The sequence below is a fragment of the bacterium genome (assembly GCA_030649055.1).
Classification (GTDB): domain Bacteria; phylum Patescibacteriota; class Minisyncoccia; order UBA6257; family JAUSGH01; genus JAUSGH01.
In genome coordinates this window covers 18499-42332 of record JAUSGH010000002.1, presented here as the reverse complement: position 1 = coordinate 42332, position 23834 = coordinate 18499, and the positions used below count along the sequence as shown (strand labels likewise).

24 protein-coding genes are annotated in these 23834 nt (G+C 52.1%); 21 read left to right on the top strand and 3 right to left on the bottom strand.

Annotated elements, in window-relative coordinates:
- Positions 1-20: 20 nt before the first annotated feature.
- The 7 genes from Q7R85_00565 to serS all read left to right on the top strand — a co-directional run bounded on the left by Q7R85_00565 (position 21) and on the right by serS (position 5592).
- Entirely contained in the window at positions 21-779 is a 759-nt protein-coding gene (locus tag Q7R85_00565) for a glycosyltransferase (GenBank protein MDO8584599.1), read from the top strand.
- A gap of 2 nt (positions 780-781) precedes the next feature.
- Entirely contained in the window at positions 782-1240 is a 459-nt protein-coding gene (greA, locus tag Q7R85_00560) for a transcription elongation factor GreA (GenBank protein MDO8584598.1), read from the top strand.
- 85 nt (positions 1241-1325) lie between these two features.
- A complete protein-coding gene (gene lysS, locus Q7R85_00555) occupies positions 1326-2777 on the top strand; it encodes a lysine--tRNA ligase (GenBank protein ID MDO8584597.1) in 1452 nt (483 codons plus the stop codon).
- Positions 2778-2820: 43 nt separating this feature from the next.
- On the top strand, positions 2821-3225 hold the full coding sequence (locus Q7R85_00550; protein MDO8584596.1) for an adenylyltransferase/cytidyltransferase family protein: 405 nt from the start codon (positions 2821-2823) through the stop codon (positions 3223-3225).
- A 7-nt stretch (positions 3226-3232) separates the two neighbouring features.
- Positions 3233-3682, top strand: coding sequence for a hypothetical protein (locus Q7R85_00545; protein MDO8584595.1), 450 nt, complete (start codon positions 3233-3235; stop codon positions 3680-3682).
- A gap of 20 nt (positions 3683-3702) precedes the next feature.
- A complete protein-coding gene (locus tag Q7R85_00540) occupies positions 3703-4338 on the top strand; it encodes a hypothetical protein (GenBank protein ID MDO8584594.1) in 636 nt (211 codons plus the stop codon).
- A gap of 12 nt (positions 4339-4350) precedes the next feature.
- Positions 4351-5592, top strand: a complete 1242-nt coding sequence (serS, locus tag Q7R85_00535; GenBank protein ID MDO8584593.1) for a serine--tRNA ligase — start codon at positions 4351-4353, stop codon at positions 5590-5592.
- A 20-nt stretch (positions 5593-5612) separates the two neighbouring features.
- On the opposite strand, the gene Q7R85_00530 is transcribed toward serS, so the two are convergent.
- Entirely contained in the window at positions 5613-6218 is a 606-nt protein-coding gene (locus tag Q7R85_00530; GenBank protein ID MDO8584592.1) for a CPBP family intramembrane metalloprotease, read from the bottom strand.
- Between the two features lie 24 nt (positions 6219-6242).
- On the opposite strand from Q7R85_00530, the gene alr reads away from it, so the two are divergent.
- Together alr and Q7R85_00520 are read left to right on the top strand one after the other, a co-directional pair.
- Positions 6243-7376 (top strand): alanine racemase, encoded by a 1134-nt coding sequence (gene alr / locus Q7R85_00525; GenBank protein MDO8584591.1) that lies wholly within the window; start codon positions 6243-6245, stop codon positions 7374-7376.
- Positions 7377-7432: 56 nt separating this feature from the next.
- Positions 7433-8197, top strand: coding sequence for a hypothetical protein (locus tag Q7R85_00520; protein ID MDO8584590.1), 765 nt, complete (start codon positions 7433-7435; stop codon positions 8195-8197).
- A 71-nt stretch (positions 8198-8268) separates the two neighbouring features.
- On the opposite strand, the gene Q7R85_00515 is transcribed toward Q7R85_00520, so the two are convergent.
- Positions 8269-9453, bottom strand: coding sequence for a hypothetical protein (locus Q7R85_00515; GenBank protein ID MDO8584589.1), 1185 nt, complete (start codon positions 9451-9453; stop codon positions 8269-8271).
- 92 nt (positions 9454-9545) lie between these two features.
- Between Q7R85_00515 and Q7R85_00510 the strand changes: the two genes are divergently transcribed.
- From Q7R85_00510 to Q7R85_00485, 6 genes are all read left to right on the top strand, one after another.
- Positions 9546-9890 (top strand): hypothetical protein, encoded by a 345-nt coding sequence (locus tag Q7R85_00510; protein ID MDO8584588.1) that lies wholly within the window; start codon positions 9546-9548, stop codon positions 9888-9890.
- A gap of 71 nt (positions 9891-9961) precedes the next feature.
- Entirely contained in the window at positions 9962-10654 is a 693-nt protein-coding gene (locus Q7R85_00505) for an HAD family phosphatase (GenBank protein MDO8584587.1), read from the top strand.
- 50 nt (positions 10655-10704) lie between these two features.
- Positions 10705-11178: a DoxX family membrane protein gene (locus tag Q7R85_00500; protein MDO8584586.1), complete on the top strand. Its 474-nt coding sequence runs from the start codon at positions 10705-10707 to the stop codon at positions 11176-11178.
- 102 nt (positions 11179-11280) lie between these two features.
- Positions 11281-11457: a hypothetical protein gene (locus Q7R85_00495; protein ID MDO8584585.1), complete on the top strand. Its 177-nt coding sequence runs from the start codon at positions 11281-11283 to the stop codon at positions 11455-11457.
- Between the two features lie 179 nt (positions 11458-11636).
- Positions 11637-11909: a hypothetical protein gene (locus tag Q7R85_00490; protein ID MDO8584584.1), complete on the top strand. Its 273-nt coding sequence runs from the start codon at positions 11637-11639 to the stop codon at positions 11907-11909.
- A gap of 10 nt (positions 11910-11919) precedes the next feature.
- Entirely contained in the window at positions 11920-12246 is a 327-nt protein-coding gene (locus Q7R85_00485; GenBank protein ID MDO8584583.1) for a hypothetical protein, read from the top strand.
- A gap of 49 nt (positions 12247-12295) precedes the next feature.
- Here the strand turns inward: Q7R85_00485 and Q7R85_00480 are convergent, their stop codons facing one another.
- Positions 12296-13048, bottom strand: coding sequence for a HemK/PrmC family methyltransferase (locus Q7R85_00480; GenBank protein MDO8584582.1), 753 nt, complete (start codon positions 13046-13048; stop codon positions 12296-12298).
- A gap of 97 nt (positions 13049-13145) precedes the next feature.
- Between Q7R85_00480 and Q7R85_00475 the strand changes: the two genes are divergently transcribed.
- From Q7R85_00475 to Q7R85_00450, 6 genes are all read left to right on the top strand, one after another.
- Positions 13146-14411 (top strand): insulinase family protein, encoded by a 1266-nt coding sequence (locus Q7R85_00475; protein ID MDO8584581.1) that lies wholly within the window; start codon positions 13146-13148, stop codon positions 14409-14411.
- A gap of 202 nt (positions 14412-14613) precedes the next feature.
- A complete protein-coding gene (locus Q7R85_00470; GenBank protein MDO8584580.1) occupies positions 14614-15120 on the top strand; it encodes a class IV adenylate cyclase in 507 nt (168 codons plus the stop codon).
- Positions 15121-15652: 532 nt separating this feature from the next.
- Positions 15653-17758 (top strand): excinuclease ABC subunit UvrB, encoded by a 2106-nt coding sequence (locus tag Q7R85_00465; protein MDO8584579.1) that lies wholly within the window; start codon positions 15653-15655, stop codon positions 17756-17758.
- Between the two features lie 93 nt (positions 17759-17851).
- On the top strand, positions 17852-20467 hold the full coding sequence (uvrA, locus tag Q7R85_00460) for an excinuclease ABC subunit UvrA (GenBank protein ID MDO8584578.1): 2616 nt from the start codon (positions 17852-17854) through the stop codon (positions 20465-20467).
- A 418-nt stretch (positions 20468-20885) separates the two neighbouring features.
- The gene (locus Q7R85_00455) at positions 20886-22325 is read left to right on the top strand and encodes a DUF5667 domain-containing protein (protein MDO8584577.1); all 1440 of its coding nucleotides are present in this window, start codon (positions 20886-20888) and stop codon (positions 22323-22325) included.
- A gap of 187 nt (positions 22326-22512) precedes the next feature.
- Positions 22513-23790: an excinuclease ABC subunit UvrC gene (locus tag Q7R85_00450; GenBank protein MDO8584576.1), complete on the top strand. Its 1278-nt coding sequence runs from the start codon at positions 22513-22515 to the stop codon at positions 23788-23790.
- The last annotated feature ends 44 nt before the right edge of the window (positions 23791-23834 follow it).

Here is a 23834-nt window from a genome sequence, read left to right as displayed (position 1 = left end):
TGTAGTGATATACTGAAAGTATGTCAAAGCCGTTCATTTCGGTCATTATTCCTACACTCAATAACGCCCGGACGCTACCGTTGGCGCTCATTGATATTGACCATCACCTCACGCAGGCGAATATGCAGTTTGAAATTATCGTTGCAGACGATGCCTCAACCGACGCAACCGCGGAAATCGCGCGTCGGTTCAGGATGCTCCTCGGGAACATCCGTCTGCTTACCTCGGGTACGCGCAAAGGGTTAGGCGCCGCGGTGCGCGAGGGTATGCGCGCCGCCTCGGGAAAGTGGCGTGTTGTGCTTTATCCCACAAATTCGTCCTCGGTGGTGGAGTTTCATAAAGCATTCCCGTATCTTCAGCGCGGGTTTGACATTGCTGTCGGTTCGCGCGTGGTGGCTCGTGGTCGCGTGCGGCCGCTCTTGCGCGTCCGTGATAGTTTGTTTAGACTACTACATAACTTCCTCATGCAGGCGATTTTGACCCCTCGTGTGTGGGACACGGAAAGTGGATGGTATTGTTTTTCGGAAAGCGCGGCGGAACGGGTATTTCCGCTGACGCGTGTTGACTCTGCCGGCTGGGTAGGTGAAGTGATTGCCTTGGGAGCCCAGCTGGGGTATCGCACGCACGAGTTTCCCATTTTCTGGTCGAATGATAATCCACGACGCTTTGATTATCATCGTTACATTGAGTCGCTGATTGACGCGGTGCGGGTGCGGTGGATGTTGTTTCGGGATACGTATCAATTACCAACGAATAAAAAGGATTCACCTTCATCATAATTATGGACCAACAGTATTTGTCACCGGAACGCCTCGAGGAATTAAAAGCGGAGTTGAATGAGCTAAAAACAACAAAGCGCATTGAGGTTGCCGATCGCTTGAAGCGCGCGAAGGAACTCGGCGATCTTTCGGAAAACTCCGAATATTTTGAGGCGCGCGAAGAGCAGGCGCAAGTGGAATCGCGCATCTTTGAGGTTGAAGACATCATCAAAAATGCGAGTGTTATTTCCAAAACAACCAGCCGCACAAAAGTTGAGGTCGGTTCTACGATTGAAGTGACAAAAGATGGAGAGAAAATGAAATTTACCATTGTCGGATCAAACGAAACAGATCCTGAATCTGGAAAGATTTCAAATGAATCGCCGCTTGGAAAAGCGTTTTTGGGACGTGAACCCGGAGAAAGCGTGAAGGTAAAGACGCCGAAAGGGGAGGTGATGTATAAGATTGCGAAAATAGATTAGTATAGTGTTCGCAAATATCGCGAATTGCAAATAAAAATAACGCGAATAACTTCGGACTCCCATTCGCATTATTCGCGATTACTCCATGTTAGAAGACCTTATCGCTGAACGGAAGAAGAAGCTTGCGGCACTCACATCTGCCGGTGTGTTGTGTTATCCGGAATCTGTGCCGCGTACGCATGCCATCGGTGTCGCGTTGGAACATTTCACAGCGCTCACAAAATCAAAAAAGCGTATTTCCGTCGTGGGGCGCGTCGTGGGCATGCGCGGTCACGGCGGCGTGGTGTTTCTTGACCTTAAGGACGAGAGCGGCGCGTTGCAGGCGGTGCTCAAAAAAGATGAACTGCCGGCGTTTGATTTGTTGCGCGATAATCTTGATATCGGTGATTTTTTGAGCATTACCGGAACGTTGTTTGTCACCCAGCGCGGAGAAAAAAGCATTGCCGCGAAAAAGGTTATGCTTGCGACAAAAACTATCCGTCCGATTCCGTCCGAACATTTCGGTCTGGAAGAGGTTGAGACGCGGCTCCGGCAACGATACCTGGACCTGATGCTTCATCCTGAGCTCCGCGAAATGTTTCGTATGAAGAGCCGGTTTTGGAACGCGTTTCGCGCCGGGCTTATTAACGACGGGTTCTTGGAAGTGGAAACTCCCGCCTTGGAGTCTACCCCGGGAGGAGCAGACGCCGAACCGTTCGTGACGCATCATCATGCCCTGGACATTGATTTATATCTCCGCATTTCGCTGGAGCTTCCGCAGAAGAAACTGTTGGTCGGCGGATATGAAAAAGTGTTTGAGCTCGGACGTATTTTCCGGAACGAAGGCATTGACCACGAACATTTGCAGGATTATACCCAGTTGGAGTTTTACTGGGCGTATGCGGAGTACGGCGCGCTGATGTCACTGGTTGAAAAATTGTATAAGTCCGTTATCAAATCCGTGTTCGGGAAATTGAAGCGGTCCTGGCAGGGACAAGTCATCGACTGGAGCAAGCGCTGGCCGAAAATTGAATACTATGACGTGTTTAAAAAACTCGTGGGGCTATCGCTCGAATCCGCGACGCGCGATGAGCTTTTTGCTGAGTCGGTGAAGCGCGGTTTCAAACCCGATCCCAAACTCGGGCGTGGCCGTCTGATCGATTTGTTGTTTAAAAAAGTCGTCCGGTCAACGCTTATTGCGCCGTGTTTTCTTGTGAACCCTCCGGCGGATATTGAGCCGCTGGCAAAACGATCAGCAACGCTTTCGGGGCGAGTCGCCAGGTTCCAGGTTGTCGCGTGTGGCACCGAGCTTGGGAAAGGATTTTCGGAGAATAACGATCCCGCGGATCAGCGCGAGCGGTTTCTTGAGCAATCGCGCTTACGCGAAGCGGGCGATAAGGAGGCGCAGCGTTTAGACGAAGACTTTCTTGAGGCGTTGGAATACGGCATGCCGCCCGCGGCCGGGTTTGGCGTTTCCGAACGATTGTTTGCTATACTCGTAGATAAGCCGGCGAGGGAATGCGTATTCTTTCCGACATTGCGACCGAAAAAATTATAAGTCCCATTTGTCCTATAAGTCCCATAGGACCTATAACACCAGTATGAAAAAGGTCATGGTATTCGGCGTATTCGACGGTATCCACGAGGGGCATAAGGCGCTTTTGAAAGAAGCAAGAGCGTTCGGCGAATATCTCATTGCCGTTGTGGCGCAGGATCATATTGTGGAACACCTGAAAGGGCATTTGCCGAAGGTTGACGTCGGTGAACGCCTCGCGCATCTTGAAGCGGAAGATAGTGTCGATGAGGTCGTCATCGGCGATCGCGAACTTTCTAGCTGGGAGGTAGTGAAGAAATATCAACCGGACGTGATTGCGCTTGGGTATGACCAGGCATTATTGCGCGAAGATTTGGAAAAGAATATTGAGCAGCTCGGTTATGTGCCCGAGATCGTCGAAATCGCGGGTTTCGAGCCGAACATTAATCACAGCAGTTTATTACATAAATAAAAGTATTATGACATTTGATCAAAAAACGAAGGACACGATGATTTGGAGCGCGGTGTATAACGCGGGAGCAACCGTGGCGGAAAGTATTATCAGCAATATCGCATTCTCGGCATTGCTCGGTTACAGTCTTTCCATTGTTGGTGGAGTGGTGAATGCGGCGGTGAACGGCGCCATTATCGGAGCGATTATGGGTTACGTGCTTTCGCAGTGGTATCCGCAGGTGCTCGCGATTAACAAAAAGTATCTCGGCAATAAATTTAATACGCTGTTCAAACTGCTGTTCTATCCGTACCTTATCGGCGCTGCGCTTTCGCTGCTGACGAGCATGGGATTCGCGAGCATTGTCGGAATGGCGCCGCTGGTCGCGGTTGTCGGAACCGTCGTGACCCGTTACGCGTACGCGAAGTTGCTTGTCGGAAAGATTGGGAAGTATTATTCGGCTGTGCCGCAGCAATAACGGCGTAGTGCGTAATGCATATGAAGATTCTTATTTATTTGGTTGTGATCGCGGTTGTTGTCGGGGGAGCAGTTGTGTTGCTCGGCGGAAACGGAGCGGTGTTGGACGATATGGTATCGGATGAAGATGCCGCGTCTTTTGTTGATGAGGGCGTGCCTGAAGAAGAGGCAGGCGCGCCATTTCCCGCGACGAGCTTGTACACCGACGAGGGGTTTGTGGATTGTACGTATTTTTGGAACGACGTGCGCGCGGCGTGCCCGGGCGTGAAGCAAACGCAGTGGAACAGCAGTGATCCGTGGGATATCAACGCGTTTCCCCAAACCTGCAAAATGAAAGCGGAGGGCGGGGAGGAGGATGGGGAATTCTTGGTTAACGTCAGTCGAGCGGACGGAAAAGGCGCGGAATCGGCGGATGCTATTTTTGCCGAAGGGCGGGCGAATTTTGGGACGATCGGATTCAAAACGATTGACGTCGTCGGACTTGGTGAAAAGGCGTATACGGTTCCGGACCCGTTTTCCGATGTGCAATCCGGATATAATTTTAGCGTCAAGAAGGGCGTCTGGCTCGTGGATATCACTTCAAGCAATCCGGCGTTCTGCGCCACCGAGGCAGAGACGCGTGATGTTGTAGCGCGAATTTTGCGTAAACTTCCGTAGTCTTAATCATTCATGCTTGATATCGCGGTTATCCGAAAATCACCGGACGAGATAAAGGCTCGTCTTGCAACCAAGCGTGTTCCCGCTTCCGCGGTGGACGAGCTTTTGGCCGTGGATGCGGCTTGGAGGGAGCGGACAAAAGCCACAGAGGATCTCCGCGCGCGTCTGAATGCGTTGAGTAAAGAGAAAAAAATTGACGAGGCGAAAGTTATAAAGGCGGAGCTGAAAGAGGCGGAAAAAGAATTGCCCGCGCTGGAATTAAAGCGCGATGACTTGCTTTCTCGGCTTCCGAATATCCCTGATCCGTCCTGGCCGGTCGGGAAGGACGAATCAGAAAATAAGGAGCTGCGTTTGGTCGGAAAAAAACCGGAGTTTGATTTTCAACCGAAGGATTATCTGACGCTCGCGGAAACGCTCGGCATCATTGACACCGCGCGCGCGGCGAAGGTGTCGGGGAGCCGGTTCGGGTACTTGTTCGGCAAAGCGGCGCTTTTGGAATTCGCGCTGGTGCAGTTCGCGATGCAAAAACTTTTCGCTAAAGGATTCTGTCCGGTGGTGCCGCCGGTGATGATTAAGCCGGAAGTGTTTAGGGGGATGGGGCGCCTCACGGGCGGGCAGGAGGAGGAGCGGTATTATTTGCCGAAGGACGATTTGTACCTTGTAGGAAGCGCGGAGCATACCATCGGCCCCATGCATATGGGCGAAGTGCTTGACGCAACAACGCTGCCGCTCCGCTACGTCGGTTTTTCCACGTGCTTCCGGCGCGAGGCGGGTTCATACGGCAAAGATACGAAAGGTATTTTGCGCGTGCACCAATTTGATAAAGTTGAAATGTTTTCGTACGCTCACCCGGACCACTCAAACGAGGAGCATGAGTTTTTGCTCTCTATGCAGGAAGAACTCATGCAGGCGCTGGGTTTGCATTATCGCGTCGTGCAGATTTGCACGGGGGACATGGGTTTCACCGACGCGCGGCATTACGACATTGAGGCGTGGATTCCGGGAGAGGGGAAATTCCGCGAAACACATTCGTGCTCCAACACGACGGATTTTCAGTCGCGTGGCGTGAATATCAAATATAAGGCCGAGAAGGGCAATGAGTTTGTCCACATGCTGAATGCCACGGGGTTTGCCATCGGCCGTACGATAATCGCGATTATGGAGCAGTATCAGCAATCCGACGGCTCAGTCAAGATTCCGGAGGCGCTACAGCCGTATACAGGCTTTGCCGAAATAGGCAAAGAGGACCGATAAGCATGGCTTAGGGGTCCTCTTTAGTAGAGCATCGTTCCACCGAGTTTCGCGCTCGCGATGACACAGAGGTTGATGAACGCGTGGGCTCCTATGCTCCACAAGATGTTTCGCGTTTTGATCATGATTGACGCGAAGATGAGTCCCATTGCGAACGTCGGAAGCGGGTAGGGGTGGTCTTTTGCCGCCCAGACGTAGGTGCCCGCGACAGCAAGTATCCCTGCGATGATGTCGTGAATCGCCACGCCATCAATGCGTCGGGCGGTGAGCAGTGTACGTCCGGTCACGCGCTTCGTGAGCCACGCCGCGAACAGTGACGCGACGAGGAACCCATACGCCGGACCACGGAATACGATCTCTTCGTATACCGCGGCTTCTAAGACGTATTCCTTGATGATCTTGCTCCACGGCTCGGTCTTATACCAGCGGCACACCGTTGCCCACAACGATGCGTCATAGATCTTGAGTCGTAGTGACACGGCAGAGAGCAACATCACGCCAAGAATGGGGTAGATGAGCATTCGGAGCGACTTCGCGCCCATGAAACTCTTGATGTTCACGGCTTCACCTCCTTTCTCTAATGAGGATTCAACTACTTTCAGTGTCCGCCGTTTTTTGATTTTTTGCAACTAATACGATAATATAGAGATACAATGAAATCTCTCGCGCACGATGTCCGTACATGGGTTGAAATAAGCCGCAGCGCGGTGCTGCATAACGCCGCCGCGATGCGGAAATTGTTGTCGGCGAAAGTGAAGCTTTTCGCGGTCGTGAAATCCAATGCCTATGGGCACGGCATTTTTGTCATGCCGCCGCTGCTCTTCCAAGCCGGCGTTGACGGCTTTTGCGTGGACAGCATCATTGAAGCGGTTGCGATGCGCGAGCGTGGCATCACGGCTCCGATTCTTGTGCTTGGTTTTACGCTGCCGAAACTTTACCCTTTGGCGCAGGAACATAAGGTCACGCTTACTATCTCCGGTATGGATGCGCTCCGCGCGCTTTGCGCTGAAAAGAACGCCCCCGAATTTCATCTGAAAATTGACACCGGCATGCATCGGCAGGGTTTTTATGTTGAAGATCTGCCCGAAGTTATCGACGCTCTCAAGAAATCATCGTCGGGAAAATTTTTGACCGGCGTGTATACGCATTTTGCATCCGCGAAGGACATCAATTATCCGACCTATACTGACATGCAGGCGGCGGCGTTTGACCGCGCGATCGGGATGCTCAAAAAAGCCGGCTGGAAGAAATTGGTCCGTCACGCGGCCGCGACCGCCGGAGCGATGGTCAACAAAAAATATCATTACGATGCCGTTAGAGTCGGTATCGGCTTTTACGGTCTCTACCCATCAAAAGAGTTGCGCATCCAGCTTCCGGAAATAAATCTGCAGCCCATTCTCTCGTGGCATACCATTGTCGGCGAGGTAAAAACAGCGAAGAAAGGGGATTATGTCGGATATGATTTAGTGGAGCGCCTGCGCCGCGACTCAATGCTCGCGGTGTTGCCTGTCGGTTATTGGCACGGATTCCCCCGGGCGCTTTCCGGGGTCGGCGAGGTGCTCATTAATGGGCATCGCGCGCGGGTGCTTGGCAGAGTGTCTATGGATATTGTTGTTGTGGACGTGACGGGGATTCCTTGCAAGTTCGGCGACCGGGTGACGCTCACGGGTATGCAGGGAAAAGAAGAAATCAGCGCGGAGGAAATCGCCGCGGCCGCGGGTGGCGCCTCGTATTATGAATACTTGACGCGCATTAATCCGTTGATTGAGCGAATTGTCGTGGAGTAATCGCGAATAATGCGAATGGCGGCAAATAATGCGAATGGGGTGAGTTTGTACATACTATGACAAGTGCGGGCGTTCGCGGTCGACCACAGGAGCATATCGGATTTTTGGTGTGGTTTTCGCTTCTCGGCCTTATGTTCATCGGGCTTGCGGCGGTTGTGCTGAAATTTCCATTTTTTTATTATCGCTCTATCGAAATTTCCGGCGAAAGTCATGTGTCGCGCGCCGATCTTTTGGCTGATCTCCGGGCATACCCGCTGAAAAATGTTTTCGGCAGATTTTTGGGATTTGACCACTTTTTTGTGTGGGGGAGTTCAAGCATCGCGCTTCCTGAGCTTGTGCTCTCGCGCGTAGAAGTGTCGCGGGATTTTGCGCGACGCGTATTGCGTGTCAGCGTCACCGACCGCGAGCGGGCACTCGTGTGGTGCGGGGCGGAAAACGCGTGCGCGTGGGTTGATCCAATGGGAATCGCGTTTCAGTACGCGCCGTTCGCTGATGGGCAGTTGATTACCTCAATCAGCGAAGATGGTGCTTTGCCACCGCTCGGCGCTGCCGTGCTTCCGGGCAATCAATTTATGCGTTTGCAGCGCGTCATTGAAATTGTGCAGGGCGCCGGCCTTATGGTGGAGCATATTGTTTTTGACCGGAACCTGCTGGAAGTCACGGTGACCGCGCGAAATGCTCCGACGCTCGCCTTCAGTCTGCGGTTTGATTCGGCGTTTGCGGCAACGGCGTTAAGCGTTCTCTCGGGACGGAAGGACTTCCGGAACATCAACGTTGTTGATTTCCGGGTTGAGCAGAAGGCGTACTACAAGATGAAGTAATCGCGAATAATGCGAATGGGGGATAAATAATGCGAATAATGACGAGTAGCCTATTCGCATTATTACCGAGCCTAATTTGCGATATTCGTGATTACTCTGCCGATAACGTTCGTGTACGCGGAAAAGTTCGGGGCGCTTATGAGGGCGGTAATAATCGCGGTGAGGAGAAGCATAGCAAGCACGAGCGCCTTGATTGAAATGCTCCCGATGTTTTGCGCAAGCACGAGTACGCGCAGTAACGAGTTGCGCAACAATTCCTCGTCAATAATAATAAACCACCGCTTGATCGCGCCTGCCGCGAGGATTGTCAGCGGGGGGAGTATGAGCATGAGTGCGCCCCGGCTGTTCGGATCGGCGAGGCCGACTGCGAGATACGTCGCGGTACTCAGTTGCAACGCGAATCCGACAGGATTTGTCGCGATGTGGTTGATGAGCATGGGTTCCTTCGCGATAATATCCTCAAACGCCGCGCGTAGCATGCCGCTGATCCCCGACCATAATGCAATGACGAAAAGCCCTAAGAGTGGCAGAGGAAGCGTCAGCGCAAACGCCGTTCCTATGTGCGCGTTCAATGCCGGTAGCGTTTGGATATATTGAACGATGTGTAAGAGGTATGCGCCGAAGGGGCGGAGCGCGGCGTTTTCTCCAATCCACGCAATGATGAGTGGCGTATCTTCCGCGGTGGGCATTGCCGGCGCGGCCGCGTAAAAAAGATAGGCGAGCGCGATGCCAATGCCTAGCACCACGGATGTCCCGCGCGCGTAACGCATGGCGCGGATGATAAAGCGGTGGCGGCGCATTTCGGGAGCGACATCTTTCCAATCAACGGCAATGCTTGTCATGAGCGCGGCAAACGCAAGTGTTACGTTTATGGCGCCGGTCATAAATCCCATCGGGTGAACAAGGAGCGCCCCGCCGAACGCAAATCCCGCGATGATGAGCCCGGAACGCGACGGATGCTGAACAAAATACGCGAACGTCCATATCGCAGTGAGTAGCGCAAGCGCGGCCGAGATCCCAGGGAGCCCATCGGAGCCGTATGCAAGAAACGGCGGAGCGAACCCGAGCATCACGACGGGGAGTAGCGCCCATATGTCGCCAATGAGTCCCCTGGCGATGATGAAGACGAGGCCGAGGAGCGCAAGCGCCGCGCTTATTCCAAGAACGCGCATCGGAGTAATCGGACCGGCATTCGCCAGTAATAACCCGACGGACGCGAGAATGAATACGAGTGTGATGGTGTGCCAGTGGCGCATGTTTATAGTATACCCTTGTTTTTATATTTATCTGTAGTACATTGTAGTCAGTTCACAAATCAGGATTTCAACGGTATGAGAGGGGGTGATCCATGAGTTCGGTTCTTGACATGGTTCGGCAACGGTTGCTGGAAAAAGGGATGCAGTATCTTGTGGTGTTTGAGGGCAACTGCACCGGGACGCCGATGATCTGGGTTCACGGTCCGCAGTATCGCTCACTCGCGACCGACGAGCTGGACTTCCTGGACGAGTTGCTTGGCGATCCTAAGCCGCACACGGGTCACGTGTACTCCTACGGTGTCTGGGAGGCGCAGATTGCCATGGCGCTCGGCCTTCGGCCGGTACAGCCGATCTGCCGTCTCTGCGGGCAGGTCCTCGCGACTGATGGCGAGGTCAAAGGTTGTGTAGGGAAGCATATGGAGTCGGGCGCGAAGTAGCCGGAGCGAGGGGGGGGTCCTAGGAGCCCCCCCCGTTTCATTTTTAAATGGCAAGGCATACAATAAAAGATATGCAAAAAAGAAAAGTTGCGATTTTTGATATTGACGGAACGATTTTTCGGTCCAGTTTGCTGATTGAACTCACCGACGCGTTTATTCAAGAGGGCGTTTTCCCTATTCGGGCGCGGCGCGTATACGCGCGCGCGTTTACGGAGTGGCTTGAGCGACGGGGGACGTATGAGGAATATATTCTCGCGGTTGTTCGCGCGTTTTTGAAGCATATCAAGGGCGTACGATATGTTGATTTTTTGCGTGTCGGGAAAAAAGTTGTGGCGTTTCATAAAAATCGTGTGTACCGGTACACGCGCGATTTGGTCCACGACTTGAAGCGTCGCGGGTATTATCTTTTAGCGATTACGCAATCGCCGAAATTACTCGCTGAACCGTTTTGTGAGACGCTGGGTTTTGATAAGGTGTACGGCCGCATGTATGAGGTTGATAAGCACAAGCGTTTTACCGGAAATATTCTTCATCTTGATGTTATCTCCGACAAAGCGAACATTGTCCGGCGCGCGGTAGCAAGTGAAGGACTGACGCTCCGGGGTTCTGTTGGCGTCGGCGACACGGAGGGCGATATCAGTTTCTTATCACTTGTTTCAAAACCGATCTGCTTTAATCCCAACGCGCTATTATATGCTCACGCGAAGCGCGCGGGATGGACGGTGGTGGTGGAGCGAAAAGATGTGATGTATAAAAATATCTAGCTTGTGCTATAATATCGGAAAAGGTCAGCGTTTTATATTTCATATTCGCTATGACGACTGCTCAAAAATTATCAATATTCTTTTTACGGTTCACGCTCGGATGGATGTTCTTTTACGCCGGTATCACAAAAGTGCTTAACGCGGAATGGTCGGCGGCGGGATACCTGACAAACGCGAAATCGTTTACTGGGCTTTTCGCGTGGCTTGCGTCGCCCGGCGTATTGCCCGTCATTAACTTTGTCAACGAATGGGGGCTTACGTTGCTGGGCGTGTCGCTGATACTCGGCATCGGCGTGCGGTTTTCTTCGTTGCTCGGCGCGTTGCTCATGCTGCTCTATTATCTGCCACTCGGTTTTCCGTATCCAAACCCAAATGCGTTTATTGTTGATCAGCACATCATTTATATCGCCGCGTTGCTGTATCTTGCGGCGACGCGCGCGGGGCGTGTGTGGGGCCTTGAAGAATGGTGCGAGCGTTTGCCGATTTGCCGTAAATTTCCAGGCTTGCATCAATGGTGGGGGTAGGCAACAGTTTGCGCGGGTTAGTTTTATAGCATACAATTATTCCACAAACCGCACGTTCGGCGCGGTGAAAGGTCAATAATAACAAACAACCAAATATACTTTATGGATGCTAACCAACCGATGGCTCCTCGCCCGAAGTTTCAGGGTAACTGGGCGTGTGGAAAATGTAAGGGTGCGATCACCGAACTTCCGTTTCAGCCACAGGAAGATCGTTTGAAGGATTTGCTTTGCCGCGATTGTCATCGCGCGCGCAAGGAATCAGCTCCGCCGCGCGCGTAGTCGCAGCGTGAAGAACGACAAACAGTCCGCCCAAGGCGGGCTGTTTGTGTTTTTTGTTCGTTTTGTGATAAATTAGAAACAGTTTCTACCATAGAGAAAAGAGGTGTTTCGTGGCTCGAAAAACGTATAAAACGAGGAAAAAGAAGCCCCTTGCGGACTCCTTGGGGGAGGCTGAGGTCATGAAAATGGCGCGTCAAATCGCGGATAGGTGCGGCGCCGACGGGATCGAGGAAGTTGACCGGGATGACCTCGCGCAACATGTTTGGAAGCTTGCTATGGCGCTTTCGCCGCGCGACCGGTGGCTGCTCGTCGCGCACAGCATCAAGGAGCTTTCGTTTCGGGAGATCGGTAAGCAGGAACACCTGAAGCGGAAGGATGTGGAGCGGATCTTCAACGAGGTCTGCGAAAAGTTGAAGCGGATGTTTGAGCGTTTTGGCACGCAGTCGCTGTAAGGAGGACCCGATGGAGAACGACGGAGTTCGGCCGCATACGGAGTGGGGTCAGTGGGACGCGACCACGTGGCCAGACACGGTTTTGTGGCGCGGCGAGTACTCGGAGCGGTACCAAGCGGAAGTTCAGCGTACCGCGATGGGCATCGGCGTTCTGGCGCTCTTTGACCATGAACGGCGCAACTGCCTCGTTACGTTATGGCCGGTGCCGCTTCCGGTGGAAGCGGCGGTGGCGGATGCCGATCGGTGGAACAGGACAGTGCGTGACCATCTCTACGCTCCGCCGCCACGATACTTCGCGGTGCGGAACGTCTACCGGCGCGGGTGGCGCAGGAAGTAGGGAATTAATCGGTCCGACAGCTTAAAGCCGTCGGACCGATACTCGTTTTTTATGCTGGCCTTTGCGCCATAACATAGCGCCAGCGGCTGTATTGGTCTTTATGAAATTGAACGTTGCGATACTGTTGCGCGGCAAAAAGTTTTTCAATCGCTTTTTTTTGCGACGGGTCATATTCCATCCAAAGTACACCGTCTAGCGAAAGGTGCTGTGGCGCGGTTTTGATGAGCGCCTTGATGAAGCGCAGTCCGTCCTTGCCACCGAAGAGCGCCTTGCGCGGCTCGTATTTTAATACCGACGGTTGGACGTATTTTTTTGTTCCGATGTATGGTGGGTTGGCGACGATGGCGTTGTAGACGCCGCGGGTGTTTTTCAGTATGTCGGAGGGGATGAGGTGGTAGCGTGACGGCGGGATTCTATTTTTGCGAGCGGAGATTTTAATTCCACGTAGAACGAGCGGGTCAATGTCCGCGAAATCAACGTGAGATTTTGGGAGATGTTTTAAGATTGCGATGCCAATGCATCCGGAACCGGAAAAAATATCTAAAACGCGAAGTGATTTGTTTGGAGTCCGATGACCGGCGTCCGAAATGAACGCTTCTGTCCAAAATTCGGTTTCCGGGCGGGGGATTAACGGATGCGCTGAAAGGTCAATGCGGCACCTCAAAAATGGCGCCCAGCCGATGACATAATCCAGCGGCTCGCCCGCCTTGAGGCGCGCGATGTCGGCTAATATTTTCGGCGACCAGCGGGAATGATACTTGTCGCGTTGGAGCTGCTGAATTTGTATATCAATGTTTTTCATCGCTTACATTCTAGCGTTATTATTCTTTTTTGTCTATTGAAATGGTATGGTGGAAGGAGTGTCAGGTAAATGTCCGTCCCGATTTGGAGCGTGAGTCATGAGAGATATCTTTGCGTTTCGGTGCGGTGTCACGAAGCATGGTCTTCGCGTGTTTGTGAAGTCAATGCGCATTGACCCTCCGCAGGTTTCGGCCGGTCTCGTGATGTTCGCCGGGGTTCGGCAGGATCCTCCCGAGATGCCGGGTCTTTCGCACGCGGTAGAACATGCGATGGGTATTGCGGGTAGCGATTCCGGCGATGTGTCGAAGGCGCGGCGATACGCAATCGAGCGCGGATTTCTTCCGGAAGATTTGGGAAGTACCGGCGCGGAAAGTACGTGGTGGATGGTACGCGGCGTTTCGCTTCGGCTTCGGGAGATGCTGCGATTCCTCGCGGTATACGCGCGAGTGTTTCCGAAGCATCTTTCCATCACTCATCTTCAGGAAATCCACCAGCGTGAACTTGCCGAAGTGGGGCCGCGGACAACGCCGGTGCATCGCGCCATCTTGCGCGCGGCGTTTCCCGAAGGACACCCTGTTCTTCGCGTTGAAACATCGGAAGGTATCAATCGGTGGACGGCAGGCGCCATCAAGGATCACTTCGTCCGTTATCACACGTTGCCGAACATGGCGCTCGTTGTCGCGGGAAGCACCACGTTTTCCGAGGTGATGCGGGCAGCAGCAGAAGCGTTCCCAAAGCTTCCGCACGACGGAGACGCGAAGCGTACGATAGTTGCTCCGATGGCGGCAAGTCCCATCCGGTGCGGCCAGTATGTCGTTCGTCCGAGTGACGTGCTTGGCCTGCCTTCAAACGACGATGAGCCTGCCGGCGAGTGTTCTGTCTTGCGCATGCGCGCGACACCGCTCACGCTCATGCATGAACAGCGCGCGATGTTATGCGTGAACGTTGCGGCATCCGCGTGCTTCGCGACGCTTCGGGAGAAACTCGGCATTGTCTACGCCGTACGGCCGACCATCGAGACGTTCCGCGACTTGCGATTCTGCCGGCTCGGCGTCGATGCCGCTCCCGACCACTTCGTGGCATGCGCGGAGGCATTCAAGCAGATTCCCGAGCTCGTGAAGCGGCGGGGGCGCAAGTGGTTTGAGGTGGAGCGTGACGAGTTGCTTCTGGGGATGAGGTTGAAGCAGGTTCAGCTCTCCGGGCTTGTGCTTGCGACGCTCATCGACCTCTCGATTTTCGGGTGCGTACAGACGCAAGAAGAACTAGTGAAGGTCATCGAAACAACGACATGGGCTGACGCGGTAGCGGGCGTTGAAGAACTCTTCGCTCCCGACCGGTCACTCATGGTATCCATCGTGCCGTAGAGTGAGAAGTAAGACGTAAGAAATAAGAAGTAAGAGCATATGATCCCCGCGGTCGCCTAAGGCGACCGCGGGGATACTCATATATACTGAAACTATAGGTACCGTATTAAATATTTTCGCATCTGCATTATTACCGAGCCAAATTTTTGTGCATTAACTGTTTACATGTTCATAGCTTAAGCTGTAAAAACGTCAACAATTTATGAACGAAACCGAAGTAAAATTCCGCGTCAAAAGTTTTAACGCTGTCCGCGCGAACATAAAAAAATTAGGCGGGGTATGCGAGTGGAAAGGGGAGGAGCGGAATTATTTTTTTGATACGCCCGACAAAACATTGCGGAAGCAGAAAGCAACCCTACGGTTGCGTGAGCGGGAAAACGGCCCCGCTGCTTTGACAATTAAAATTACTCCGGAGCGCAATCACGGAAAATATAAGGTGATGCAGGAGTACGAAATTACCGTTTCTGATGTTTCCGAAACTGCGCGTATGTTAAAACTATTGGGATTTGCGCAGTGGTTTAAATACAAAAAACAGCGCGAGCATTGGAAAGTTTCCGGCGCGCACATTGAGCTTGATTTTGTCGGAAAGCTACGATTTGTAGAAATTGAAGCATCAAAGAAAAAAATAGACGCGCTCGCGAAGACGCTGGGGCTTGATTGGAAAAACTCAACAACGAAAGGATATCTGTCAATATTAGGGGAGAAGTAGGACGTAGGAAGTAAGAAGTAAGAAAGGTGGCGACTGTCATTGCGAGTCGCCTGAGGCGACGAAGCAATCTTACATTGTATTTTGTCATTCCGGACTTGATCCGGAATCTAGAAATGCAAAACTCTGGATTCTCGCTTCCGTGAGAATGACAGTGACGACGTGTAAAAATAGAATCGGCCACCCGTCCCGAAGGATAAGTGGCCGAAGTATTGCGAGAGGCGCTAGGGCTAGTGAGGAAGGAGAACGGCGGTGTAGTTCATCGGCACGAGTCCGGCCGCGGTGATCACTCTCTGGATCTCCGCGTGGTTCCTCTCCCTTTGCGTCATTTCCCTCGATTCGTCTCCGTTCATCGAAGACCTCCTCATGTTTTGTCAATGGTTTGACGTTTGGCATCTTTTTGTGTCAGAATGTATGTAATTGAATATGTCCGAGCGCGAAGTTCGCGCTACCACCCCCTATGTCGTGAGACGCGGGGGCGTTTGGGTATTTCGGACAAGAAAGCAACGAAGCAAGAAAGCATAAAAACAACATAATGTTCAAGTTGCAATCCAATTTTATGCCCGCGGGGGACCAGCCGAAAGCCATCGAGTGGCTTGTTTCTGGTTTGAAGAAAGGTATGAAGCACCAGACACTTCTCGGCGTCACGGGTTCCGGCAAAACATTTACCGTCGCGAATGTCATCCAGGCGGTACAAAAACCGACGCTCGTCATTGCGCCGAATAAAACCCTTGCCGCCCAGCTGTGCAACGAGTATCGCGAGTTTTTTCCGAAAAATTCTGTGCACTATTTCGTGTCCTATTATGACTACTACCAGCCGGAGGCGTATTTGCCGGTGACGGACACCTACATTGATAAAGAAGCGATGATTAACGACGAGATTGATAAACTGCGCCACGCGGCAACCGCGGCGTTACTCACGCGACGCGATGTGATTGTGGTGGCGTCGGTGTCGTGTATTTACGGCTTGGGCGCGCCGGAGGCGTATGAATCACAGATGCTGCATTTCAAAGTGGGTGATGCGGTGACGCGCGCGGAGCTTATGAAAAAGTTGGTCGCGATGCAGTTTTCGCGCACGAATGCGGACCTCACGCGTGGCACATTCCGCGTGCGCGGCGACCAGTGGGAAATGATGGCGCCGGATCAGGATCTGTTGTATCGGTTTGATATTCACGATGGCGTAATCTCGCATATTTTTGCGGTGGATCCTGTGAAGGGATTCGGTAGCCGCGAGGAAGTGCCGGAGGTTTATGTATTTCCGGCAAAACATTTCGTCACGCTGGGACCGGAAAAAACGCGCGCGATGAAGGTGATTAAAGCGGAGCTCCGCGAGCGGTTGCATTATTTTGAGCAAAACGGAAAATTGCTGGAGGCGGAGCGGTTGGAACGCCGCACGCGCTATGACGTGGCGATGATGAAAGAAATCGGCTACTGCCACGGCATTGAGAATTATTCTCGGCATCTTTCGGGTCGCGCGGCAGGCGAGCCGCCGGATACGCTGCTTTCGTATTTTCCCGTTACCGAAGACGGCGCGCCGGATTACCTGATGGTGATTGATGAAAGCCACGTGACGGTGCCGCAGATTCGCGGAATGTCGGAGGGCGATGCGGCGCGAAAGAAAACGCTTATTGAGTTCGGTTTTCGTCTGCCTAGTGCGGCGGACAACCGGCCGCTCAAGTTCACCGAGTTTGAGGCGCGTATGCCGCAGGCGATCTATACCTCGGCAACGCCAAGCGGTTATGAACTGGAACGCAGCTTGGCGAGCGGGCAGATCGTGGAACAAATTATTCGGCCGACGGGACTGGTAGACCCGGAAATTATTGTGCGCCCGGTCAGTGGTGGCGGTAGGCCTTCGACAAGCTCAGGCAATAAAAATAAAATAGTTCCCGAGCATGTCGAGGGACAACCGCTTAGTCAGATAGATGATTTAATTTCCCGCATCAAAGATCGCGTGAAGAAGAAGGAACGCACGCTCGTGACCACGCTCACCAAAAAAATGGCGGAAGATCTCACGGCGTATTTGCAGGAGTTGAAAATCAAGGTGAATTATGTGCACAGCGACGTGCTGACCATTGACCGCATCACGATTCTTTCAGATTTTCGCCGCGGCAACTATGACGTGCTTGTGGGCGTGAACCTGTTGCGCGAAGGATTGGACTTGCCGGAGGTGTCGCTCGTTGCCATTCTTGACGCCGACAAAGAGGGATTTTTGCGGAGTGAAACTTCGCTCATCCAAACCATCGGCCGCGCGGCGCGCAACGTGAACGGCCAGGTGGTACTGTATGCCGACGTGATGACCGGGTCGCTCACGCGCGCGATTTCTGAAACCAACCGCCGGCGGAATATCCAGCTTGCGTGGAATAAGGCGCATGGCATCACGCCGAAGACCATCATCAAAGCAATCCACGACATTGTCGCGGCGTTTGACGTCAAACGGGAGAAGGAAGTCGCCGAAGTATTGAAAACGGAATTTTCGGCGCTCGGCGCGGCGACAAAAATGAAACAAGGGTCGCTTGACCGCATCATTGCCGAAAAAATGAGACAGATGAAGGACGCGTCAAAACGATTGGACTTTGAACTCGCGGCGATATTGAGGGATGAAATACACTTGTTGAGGCGAAAAACGAAAGATAAAAAATAAGGTAAGCCTTCGATAAACTCAGGCAATAAAGTTTTATTCGCTGAGCGAAGGTCCGATGTCCGTCGGACCGAAGTCGAAGCGTTACAATAACCCATGAACGACAAAATCATTATCAAAGGCGCCCGCGAGCATAATCTCAAGAATATTTCTCTTGAGCTGCCGCGTAACAGTTTAATCGTCTTCACGGGACTTTCCGGTTCGGGGAAGTCATCGCTTGCTTTTGACACTATTTTTGCCGAGGGTCAGCGGCGCTACATAGAGTCGCTTTCCGCGTACGCGCGGCAGTTTTTGGGAAAAATGGATAAGCCGGACGTTGATGAAATTGAGGGACTCTCTCCTGCCATTTCTATTGACCAGAAAAGCCATTCCGGCAATCCGCGCTCAACCGTCGCGACGCTCACGGAAATCTATGACTACCTCCGCGTGCTGTTTGCCCGTATCGGCAAGCCGTATTGTCCGACGTGCGGAGACGAAATCCGCAAAATGACGCCGGAGGAAATTGTTGATACCGTCATCGAAGTTGCGAGTAAAGGTAACCCTTCGACAAGCTCAGGGAGTAACGATAAAATAGTCCCCGAGCACAGTCGAGGGGCTACCGCTGCCAAGCAAGAGATTATAGTGCTCGCTCCGGCGGTCATTGGACGCAAGGGGGAATATTATCAACTGCTCTATGACTTTTTGAACGGCGGTTTCGGGGAGGTGCGCGTTGACGGGAAAATATTGTCGCTCCACAGCCGCATTGAACTTTCGCGGTATAAACAGCACACGATTGAGCTTATTGTTGACCACATGCCCGCCGGATTAAACTTCGGCGTCAAAGACGTGCGCGCGCGGCTTGCGGAAGCGGTGGAAAGCGCTTTGAAGTACGGCAACGATGTCGCGACGTTTATCATCGGAGAAAAAGAATTCACGCTCTCCTCAAAGTTTTCATGCCCGAAGGACAATTTCGCGTTTCCGGAAATTGAGCCGCGGCTCTTTTCATTTAACAGCCCATATGGCGCCTGCGAGGCGTGCCACGGTTTGGGGGTAGTGGATGTGTGGTCCGAAGAGATTTGTCCGCAATGCAAAGGCAAACGTCTGAAGCCGGAGGCGCTGAACGTGCTCATCAACAATAAAAACATCGCCGACCTTACGGGGCTTTCCGTGGGCCATGCGTACGATTTTTTTGATCTGTTGGGTAATAAGGTAAAAAAAGCGGCGGCGGAAATCGCGGAAGTGCCGCTTAAAGAAATCAGAAATCGGCTGAAATTTATGTTGGATGTGGGGTTAGATTATCTGACGTTGGACCGCAGAGCCGGAACGCTCTCGGGAGGGGAGTCGCAGCGCATCCGGCTGGCTTCGCAGATCGGATCGCGGCTGGTGGGCACGCTCTATATTTTGGACGAGCCGACCATCGGTCTGCATCAGCGCGATAACGATAAGCTGCTCGCGACCTTAAAGCAACTGCGCGATCTGGGGAATACCGTCATTGTTGTTGAACACGACGAGGACACTATCCGTACGGCGGATTATTTGGTGGACATCGGCCCTGCTGCCGGAGTACACGGCGGCAATATCGTGGTTGCGGGGCCGCTTAAAGAAGTGCTCGGCAAAGGAACGCCGAAGGGCAAGTCATTGACCGTGGATTATCTCCGCGGCGATAAAAAAATTCCGGTGCCGCAAAAGCGCCGAATGATTGATAGGGACATGCTCAAAATCCGCGGCGCCTCGGCGAATAACTTAAAAAATATCAACGTGGACATCCCATTGCGGCGTTTTGTGGCGGTGACGGGCGTTTCCGGTTCGGGCAAAAGCACACTCGTGTATGACGTGCTGGAGAAAACGCTTTCGCGTAAGTTTAATCATTATTCCCTGAGCGAACCGCCAGCGGGCGGGGAGTCGAAGGGCTACAAACATCCATTGAATGCCATTCTCGGCTTGGAATACTTGAATAACATCATCTCCATTGACCAGGGAGCAATCGGCCGCACGCCGCGGTCAAACCCCGCGACCTACATCGGCGCGTGGAGTTATATCCGCGATCTTTTTGCTTCAACGGCGGAGGCCCGTATAAGGGGGTGGAAAGTCGGAAGGTTTAGTTTCAACGTGCCCGGCGGGCGGTGTGAACATTGCGAGGGCAACGGCACGATTGCGATTGAAATGCATTTTTTGCCGACGGTGTTTGTGCAGTGCGATGTGTGTAAAGGAAAACGTTTTGACCGCGAAACGTTGGAGGTGGACTACAAAGGCAAAAATATCTACGACATTCTGCAGATGACGGTGGAGGAGGCGGTGGTGTTTTTTCGCGACATTCCGTGGGTGTATGACCGGTTGAAGATTGTGAACGAAGTGGGGCTGGGATACTTACGGTTGGGGCAGAGCGCCACAACGCTTTCCGGCGGCGAAGCCCAGCGCATCAAACTTTCTACGGAACTCGCGAAGCGCGACACCGGCCGCACATTGTACTTGTTGGATGAGCCGACAACGGGATTGCATTTCGCCGACATTGAAAATCTTTTGAAGATTCTGCATCGGCTCGTGGATCGCGGCAACACGGTTGTCGTTATTGAGCACAACCTGGACGTCATCAAAACCGCGGATTGGGTGATTGATTTGGGGCCGGAGGGAGGAGAGAAGGGAGGGGAGGTGGTGGCGGTCGGCACTCCGGAAACTATTGCGAGGGCAAAGGGGAGTTTTACGGGAGAATATTTGAGGAAAGTGCTGCGCTAGGTATGTCATCCTGAGTGAAGCGAAGGATCTCTGTCTCTGTCGGCAACCCTCCTTTCTCTCCAGCGGTTTCCGCTCGGAGCACTGCTGCTCGCTACAAACCGCGCACGTTACCGAAACAAGGCGAACTCAACCTTCACGAGCAGTCGCCTCGGGCGACTGCTCGGTTTCGGGATTCATACAGCGCCATTGTTCCGACGTCGCGGTTTTCCGCTTCGCGCAGTGCTGCCCTCGCTCCAACATGCTGGCTCAAAAGAAGGGTTGCCTCCATGCGCTCTGCATCTTGGGGGAGGAGAGTGATGATAATGTAGCGCCGCGCGCTTTTGATTTTAGGTCATGGACTCATTCGCACGAATGAGGGTATAACGAGTTTAATGACTGGCGGTTGCAAAAAAGCAAGAAACGGTATATGCTTATATTCATGAAAACATCCTCTATTTCGTCATTGCGAGGGTCGACCGCGGTCGTACCCGTGGCAATCTTACATTTATTTATTTTGTCTATTGCTTTGATACTGCCAGTTTCTGCCTTCGCCGCCACAACCGCAGGTGTAAAGCCGGGCAGTTTTTTCTATATTTTTGATACGGTTTCTGAAAAGATCGCTCTATTTTTTTCATTCAATCCCGAAGCGAAAGCTAAAAAGGCACTAGAGTACGCCGACGAGCGGTTGGCAGAGGTAGAAGCCATCGCAGGAGATAAAAATCCGGACGCGGTCAAAGCGGCTATCGCGGACTATGAAGGTAACGTTGCCTTGGCGACAGAAAAGTCCAAAGAAGTTAAGGACAAAGGACAAGCGGAAAGTTTGTTTGCCGCGATTGAGGATGGTGCCTCAAGAAATCAGGAAGTGTTATCTGCTGTTTTGATTAGGGTTCCGGAGGAAGCGAGGGCGGCGATTGAGCAAGCCATTGAAGCAAGCAAAAAAGGCCAAGAAGAAGCGGCGAAACAGATCGTTGAACTCAAAGGCGAGGTTGAGAAATTGAGGCGGGAAGTGGCGGAGCTGAAAGCAAAAGATGAGGAAAAACAAGTAACCGAAGTTGAGAAATTAAAACAGGAGGTTGAAGAACTGAAGAGCGAGTTGATTAAAAAAGAAGTAGAGGAGAACAAGAAAAGGGTCGTAGCACCGATAGTTCCAACAAAATCTACTACCCCGTCCTTTGCGCCGCAAGTAGTCACACCAACTCCAGTGACTACATCAACCACGGTAAAACCACTCGAAATTACATTAATAAATGCCACCTCAACATTTGATGCGATGTTATTTGAATGGATGACAAATAAACCGACTAATTCAAAAGTTTTTCTTTCAAGCGGGAATTTACCACCGAAGATTTATGATTCCGAGTCGGGATTATCTACTCGCCATATAGTTCACGTATCTAATTTAGAGCACAATACTAGCTATTCATACGAGATTGAATCTGTTATTGGCATAGAAGTTGCAAAAACACACGGAACTCTTTCGACGAGATCAACAAAAAACTATGCGGCGGTTATCGTAAATCCATCACCTTGTCGAATAGATATGGACAATAAAAAGGTTTGCAGTATAGAAGTTTTTTATTTTGAATTCGACCAAAGAGTTGCCGCCAACAAGGTTACGATTAGTGCTGCTGATGGTGGGATGTTTATCGGGTCCGCCTATATCGATCGTTTTCCGGAATTGAATCGTTTTTGTAGCGGCGGAATAAGCAGTAACTCTGGGGCGCAAATGCAGGGGCCAAATATTTCTTGCCCCACTCTTTTGAGCAGCGTTGACGGAAAACCGTCCGCTAACTTCGTTTATTACCCGTCAGGGCCGGGTACGAGAGAGATTATAGCAATCGTTAATGGGGTAACAGGGGTCGCATTGACTCAGCAGTGAGCCTTTGGATTTAGTTCGTGTTAGCAACCCAATTCTCGTATTCTCTTACAGAGTTCTTAAATTTTTACTTTTGAATTTTTATAATAATGACCCTCCCTCACCTCAAAAAATCTCTCCCCACCACCCCCGGCGTGTAGCTTATTTTGTCATTAATTAGTAATTTGAAATTAGAAATTCTGCCCGTGTTATGTCTATTGACATCAAAAAATTAAAAAAACAACTTCCGTTAACTCCCGGTGTTTACTTTATGAAGGACACGCACGGGCGGGTTCTGTATGTCGGGAAGGCGGCGAATTTGAAGAGGAGGGTACTCTCATACTTCCAGAGGCCACAGGAGTTGCGGATTGCAAAAATGGTTAGCGAAGTGGCAAGGGTTGATGTTGAACAAACAGACACCGTCATTGAGGCGCTGATTTTGGAGGCGCGGCTCATTAAGAAGTATCAGCCGCAGTATAATGTGCTGGAAAAGGACGACCGGAGTTTTCTCTATGTCGTGATTACCCGCGAGGTATTTCCGCGCGTGTTGTTGCTTCGTGAGCGCGAGGCGCTGTCGCACGATAGGCCGCTTGGCCGCTTCGGGCCGTTTACTTCCGCCGCGTCACTGCGTGAGGCGTTGCATATTCTGCGCAGGATTTTTCCGTGGAGTAGTCACGAGATAAACAAAGGTACGCCTTCGACAAGCTCAGGCAATAAAATAAAAAAATTAGTTCCTGAGTTTATCGAAGGACAACCGAAACTGAAGCCGTGTTTTAATTATCAAATCGGCCTTTGTCCCGGGACGTGCGCTGGCGTCATCACATCTCGCGATTATAAAAAAATCATCCGGCAGCTTATCGCGTTTTTTGAGGGGAAAAAGCAAAAGATTTTGCGCGATCTGACGCGCGAGATGCGGGTGTTGTCGCGAGAATTAAAATTTGAGGAAGCCGTCGTTATCCGTCGGCGCATCGCGGCGTTGCAGCATATTCACGACATTGCGGTATTGGGTGATAAAGCGACGCGAGAAAACGACTTTCATCGTGTTGAGGGCTACGACATTTCGCACGTCAGCGGCACTTCGGCGGTCGGTTCTATGGTGGTGTTCACCGATGGCGCGCCAGATAAAAACGAATATCGCAAGTTTCGGATTAAAACAATTATCGGCTCAAACGATGTCGGGATGCTTGCGGAAGTGCTGCGTCGGCGATTTACGCACGATGAGTGGCCGATGCCTGATTTGCTTTTGATTGACGGGGGATTGCCGCAGGTGAATGCCGCGCGCGCGGTGATTGCGGAGTTGAAACTGCCCGTGCCGGTTGTCGGCATCGCTAAGGGGCCAGAGCGCAAGCGCAACGACTTTTTCTATCCGCACGAACTCCACACCGCAGTCGCGCGTAATCGCGATATGCTCATCCGCGTCCGCGACGAAGCACACCGGTTTGCGGTGAAGTACCATCGCGAACTACGTTCCAGATTGCGTAAATATTAATATCGCGGCGTTACGTATACCCTCATTCGCGCGAATGGTAGAAT

What these genes read in the sequence shown, in the direction of transcription:
- Q7R85_00495 (MDO8584585.1), top strand. Translation starts at nt 11,281, where the DNA reads ATGGATGCTAACCAACCGATGGCTCCTCGCCCGAAGTTTCAGGGTAAC.
- Q7R85_00545 (MDO8584595.1), top strand. Translation starts at nt 3,233, where the DNA reads ATGACATTTGATCAAAAAACGAAGGACACGATGATTTGGAGCGCGGTG.
- Q7R85_00510 (MDO8584588.1), top strand. Translation starts at nt 9,546, where the DNA reads ATGAGTTCGGTTCTTGACATGGTTCGGCAACGGTTGCTGGAAAAAGGG.
- Q7R85_00500 (MDO8584586.1), top strand. Translation starts at nt 10,705, where the DNA reads ATGACGACTGCTCAAAAATTATCAATATTCTTTTTACGGTTCACGCTC.
- Q7R85_00550 (MDO8584596.1), top strand. Translation starts at nt 2,821, where the DNA reads ATGAAAAAGGTCATGGTATTCGGCGTATTCGACGGTATCCACGAGGGG.
- alr (MDO8584591.1), top strand. Translation starts at nt 6,243, where the DNA reads ATGAAATCTCTCGCGCACGATGTCCGTACATGGGTTGAAATAAGCCGC.
- Q7R85_00470 (MDO8584580.1), top strand. Translation starts at nt 14,614, where the DNA reads ATGAACGAAACCGAAGTAAAATTCCGCGTCAAAAGTTTTAACGCTGTC.
- Q7R85_00490 (MDO8584584.1), top strand. Translation starts at nt 11,637, where the DNA reads ATGAAAATGGCGCGTCAAATCGCGGATAGGTGCGGCGCCGACGGGATC.
- Q7R85_00455 (MDO8584577.1), top strand. Translation starts at nt 20,886, where the DNA reads ATGAAAACATCCTCTATTTCGTCATTGCGAGGGTCGACCGCGGTCGTA.
- Q7R85_00485 (MDO8584583.1), top strand. Translation starts at nt 11,920, where the DNA reads ATGGAGAACGACGGAGTTCGGCCGCATACGGAGTGGGGTCAGTGGGAC.
- Q7R85_00515 (MDO8584589.1), bottom strand. Translation starts at nt 9,453, where the DNA reads ATGCGCCACTGGCACACCATCACACTCGTATTCATTCTCGCGTCCGTC.
- Q7R85_00465 (MDO8584579.1), top strand. Translation starts at nt 15,653, where the DNA reads ATGTTCAAGTTGCAATCCAATTTTATGCCCGCGGGGGACCAGCCGAAA.
- Q7R85_00480 (MDO8584582.1), bottom strand. Translation starts at nt 13,048, where the DNA reads ATGAAAAACATTGATATACAAATTCAGCAGCTCCAACGCGACAAGTAT.
- Q7R85_00505 (MDO8584587.1), top strand. Translation starts at nt 9,962, where the DNA reads ATGCAAAAAAGAAAAGTTGCGATTTTTGATATTGACGGAACGATTTTT.
- Q7R85_00565 (MDO8584599.1), top strand. Translation starts at nt 21, where the DNA reads ATGTCAAAGCCGTTCATTTCGGTCATTATTCCTACACTCAATAACGCC.
- greA (MDO8584598.1), top strand. Translation starts at nt 782, where the DNA reads ATGGACCAACAGTATTTGTCACCGGAACGCCTCGAGGAATTAAAAGCG.
- lysS (MDO8584597.1), top strand. Translation starts at nt 1,326, where the DNA reads ATGTTAGAAGACCTTATCGCTGAACGGAAGAAGAAGCTTGCGGCACTC.
- uvrA (MDO8584578.1), top strand. Translation starts at nt 17,852, where the DNA reads ATGAACGACAAAATCATTATCAAAGGCGCCCGCGAGCATAATCTCAAG.
- Q7R85_00540 (MDO8584594.1), top strand. Translation starts at nt 3,703, where the DNA reads ATGAAGATTCTTATTTATTTGGTTGTGATCGCGGTTGTTGTCGGGGGA.
- Q7R85_00520 (MDO8584590.1), top strand. Translation starts at nt 7,433, where the DNA reads ATGACAAGTGCGGGCGTTCGCGGTCGACCACAGGAGCATATCGGATTT.
- Q7R85_00475 (MDO8584581.1), top strand. Translation starts at nt 13,146, where the DNA reads ATGAGAGATATCTTTGCGTTTCGGTGCGGTGTCACGAAGCATGGTCTT.
- Q7R85_00450 (MDO8584576.1), top strand. Translation starts at nt 22,513, where the DNA reads ATGTCTATTGACATCAAAAAATTAAAAAAACAACTTCCGTTAACTCCC.
- serS (MDO8584593.1), top strand. Translation starts at nt 4,351, where the DNA reads ATGCTTGATATCGCGGTTATCCGAAAATCACCGGACGAGATAAAGGCT.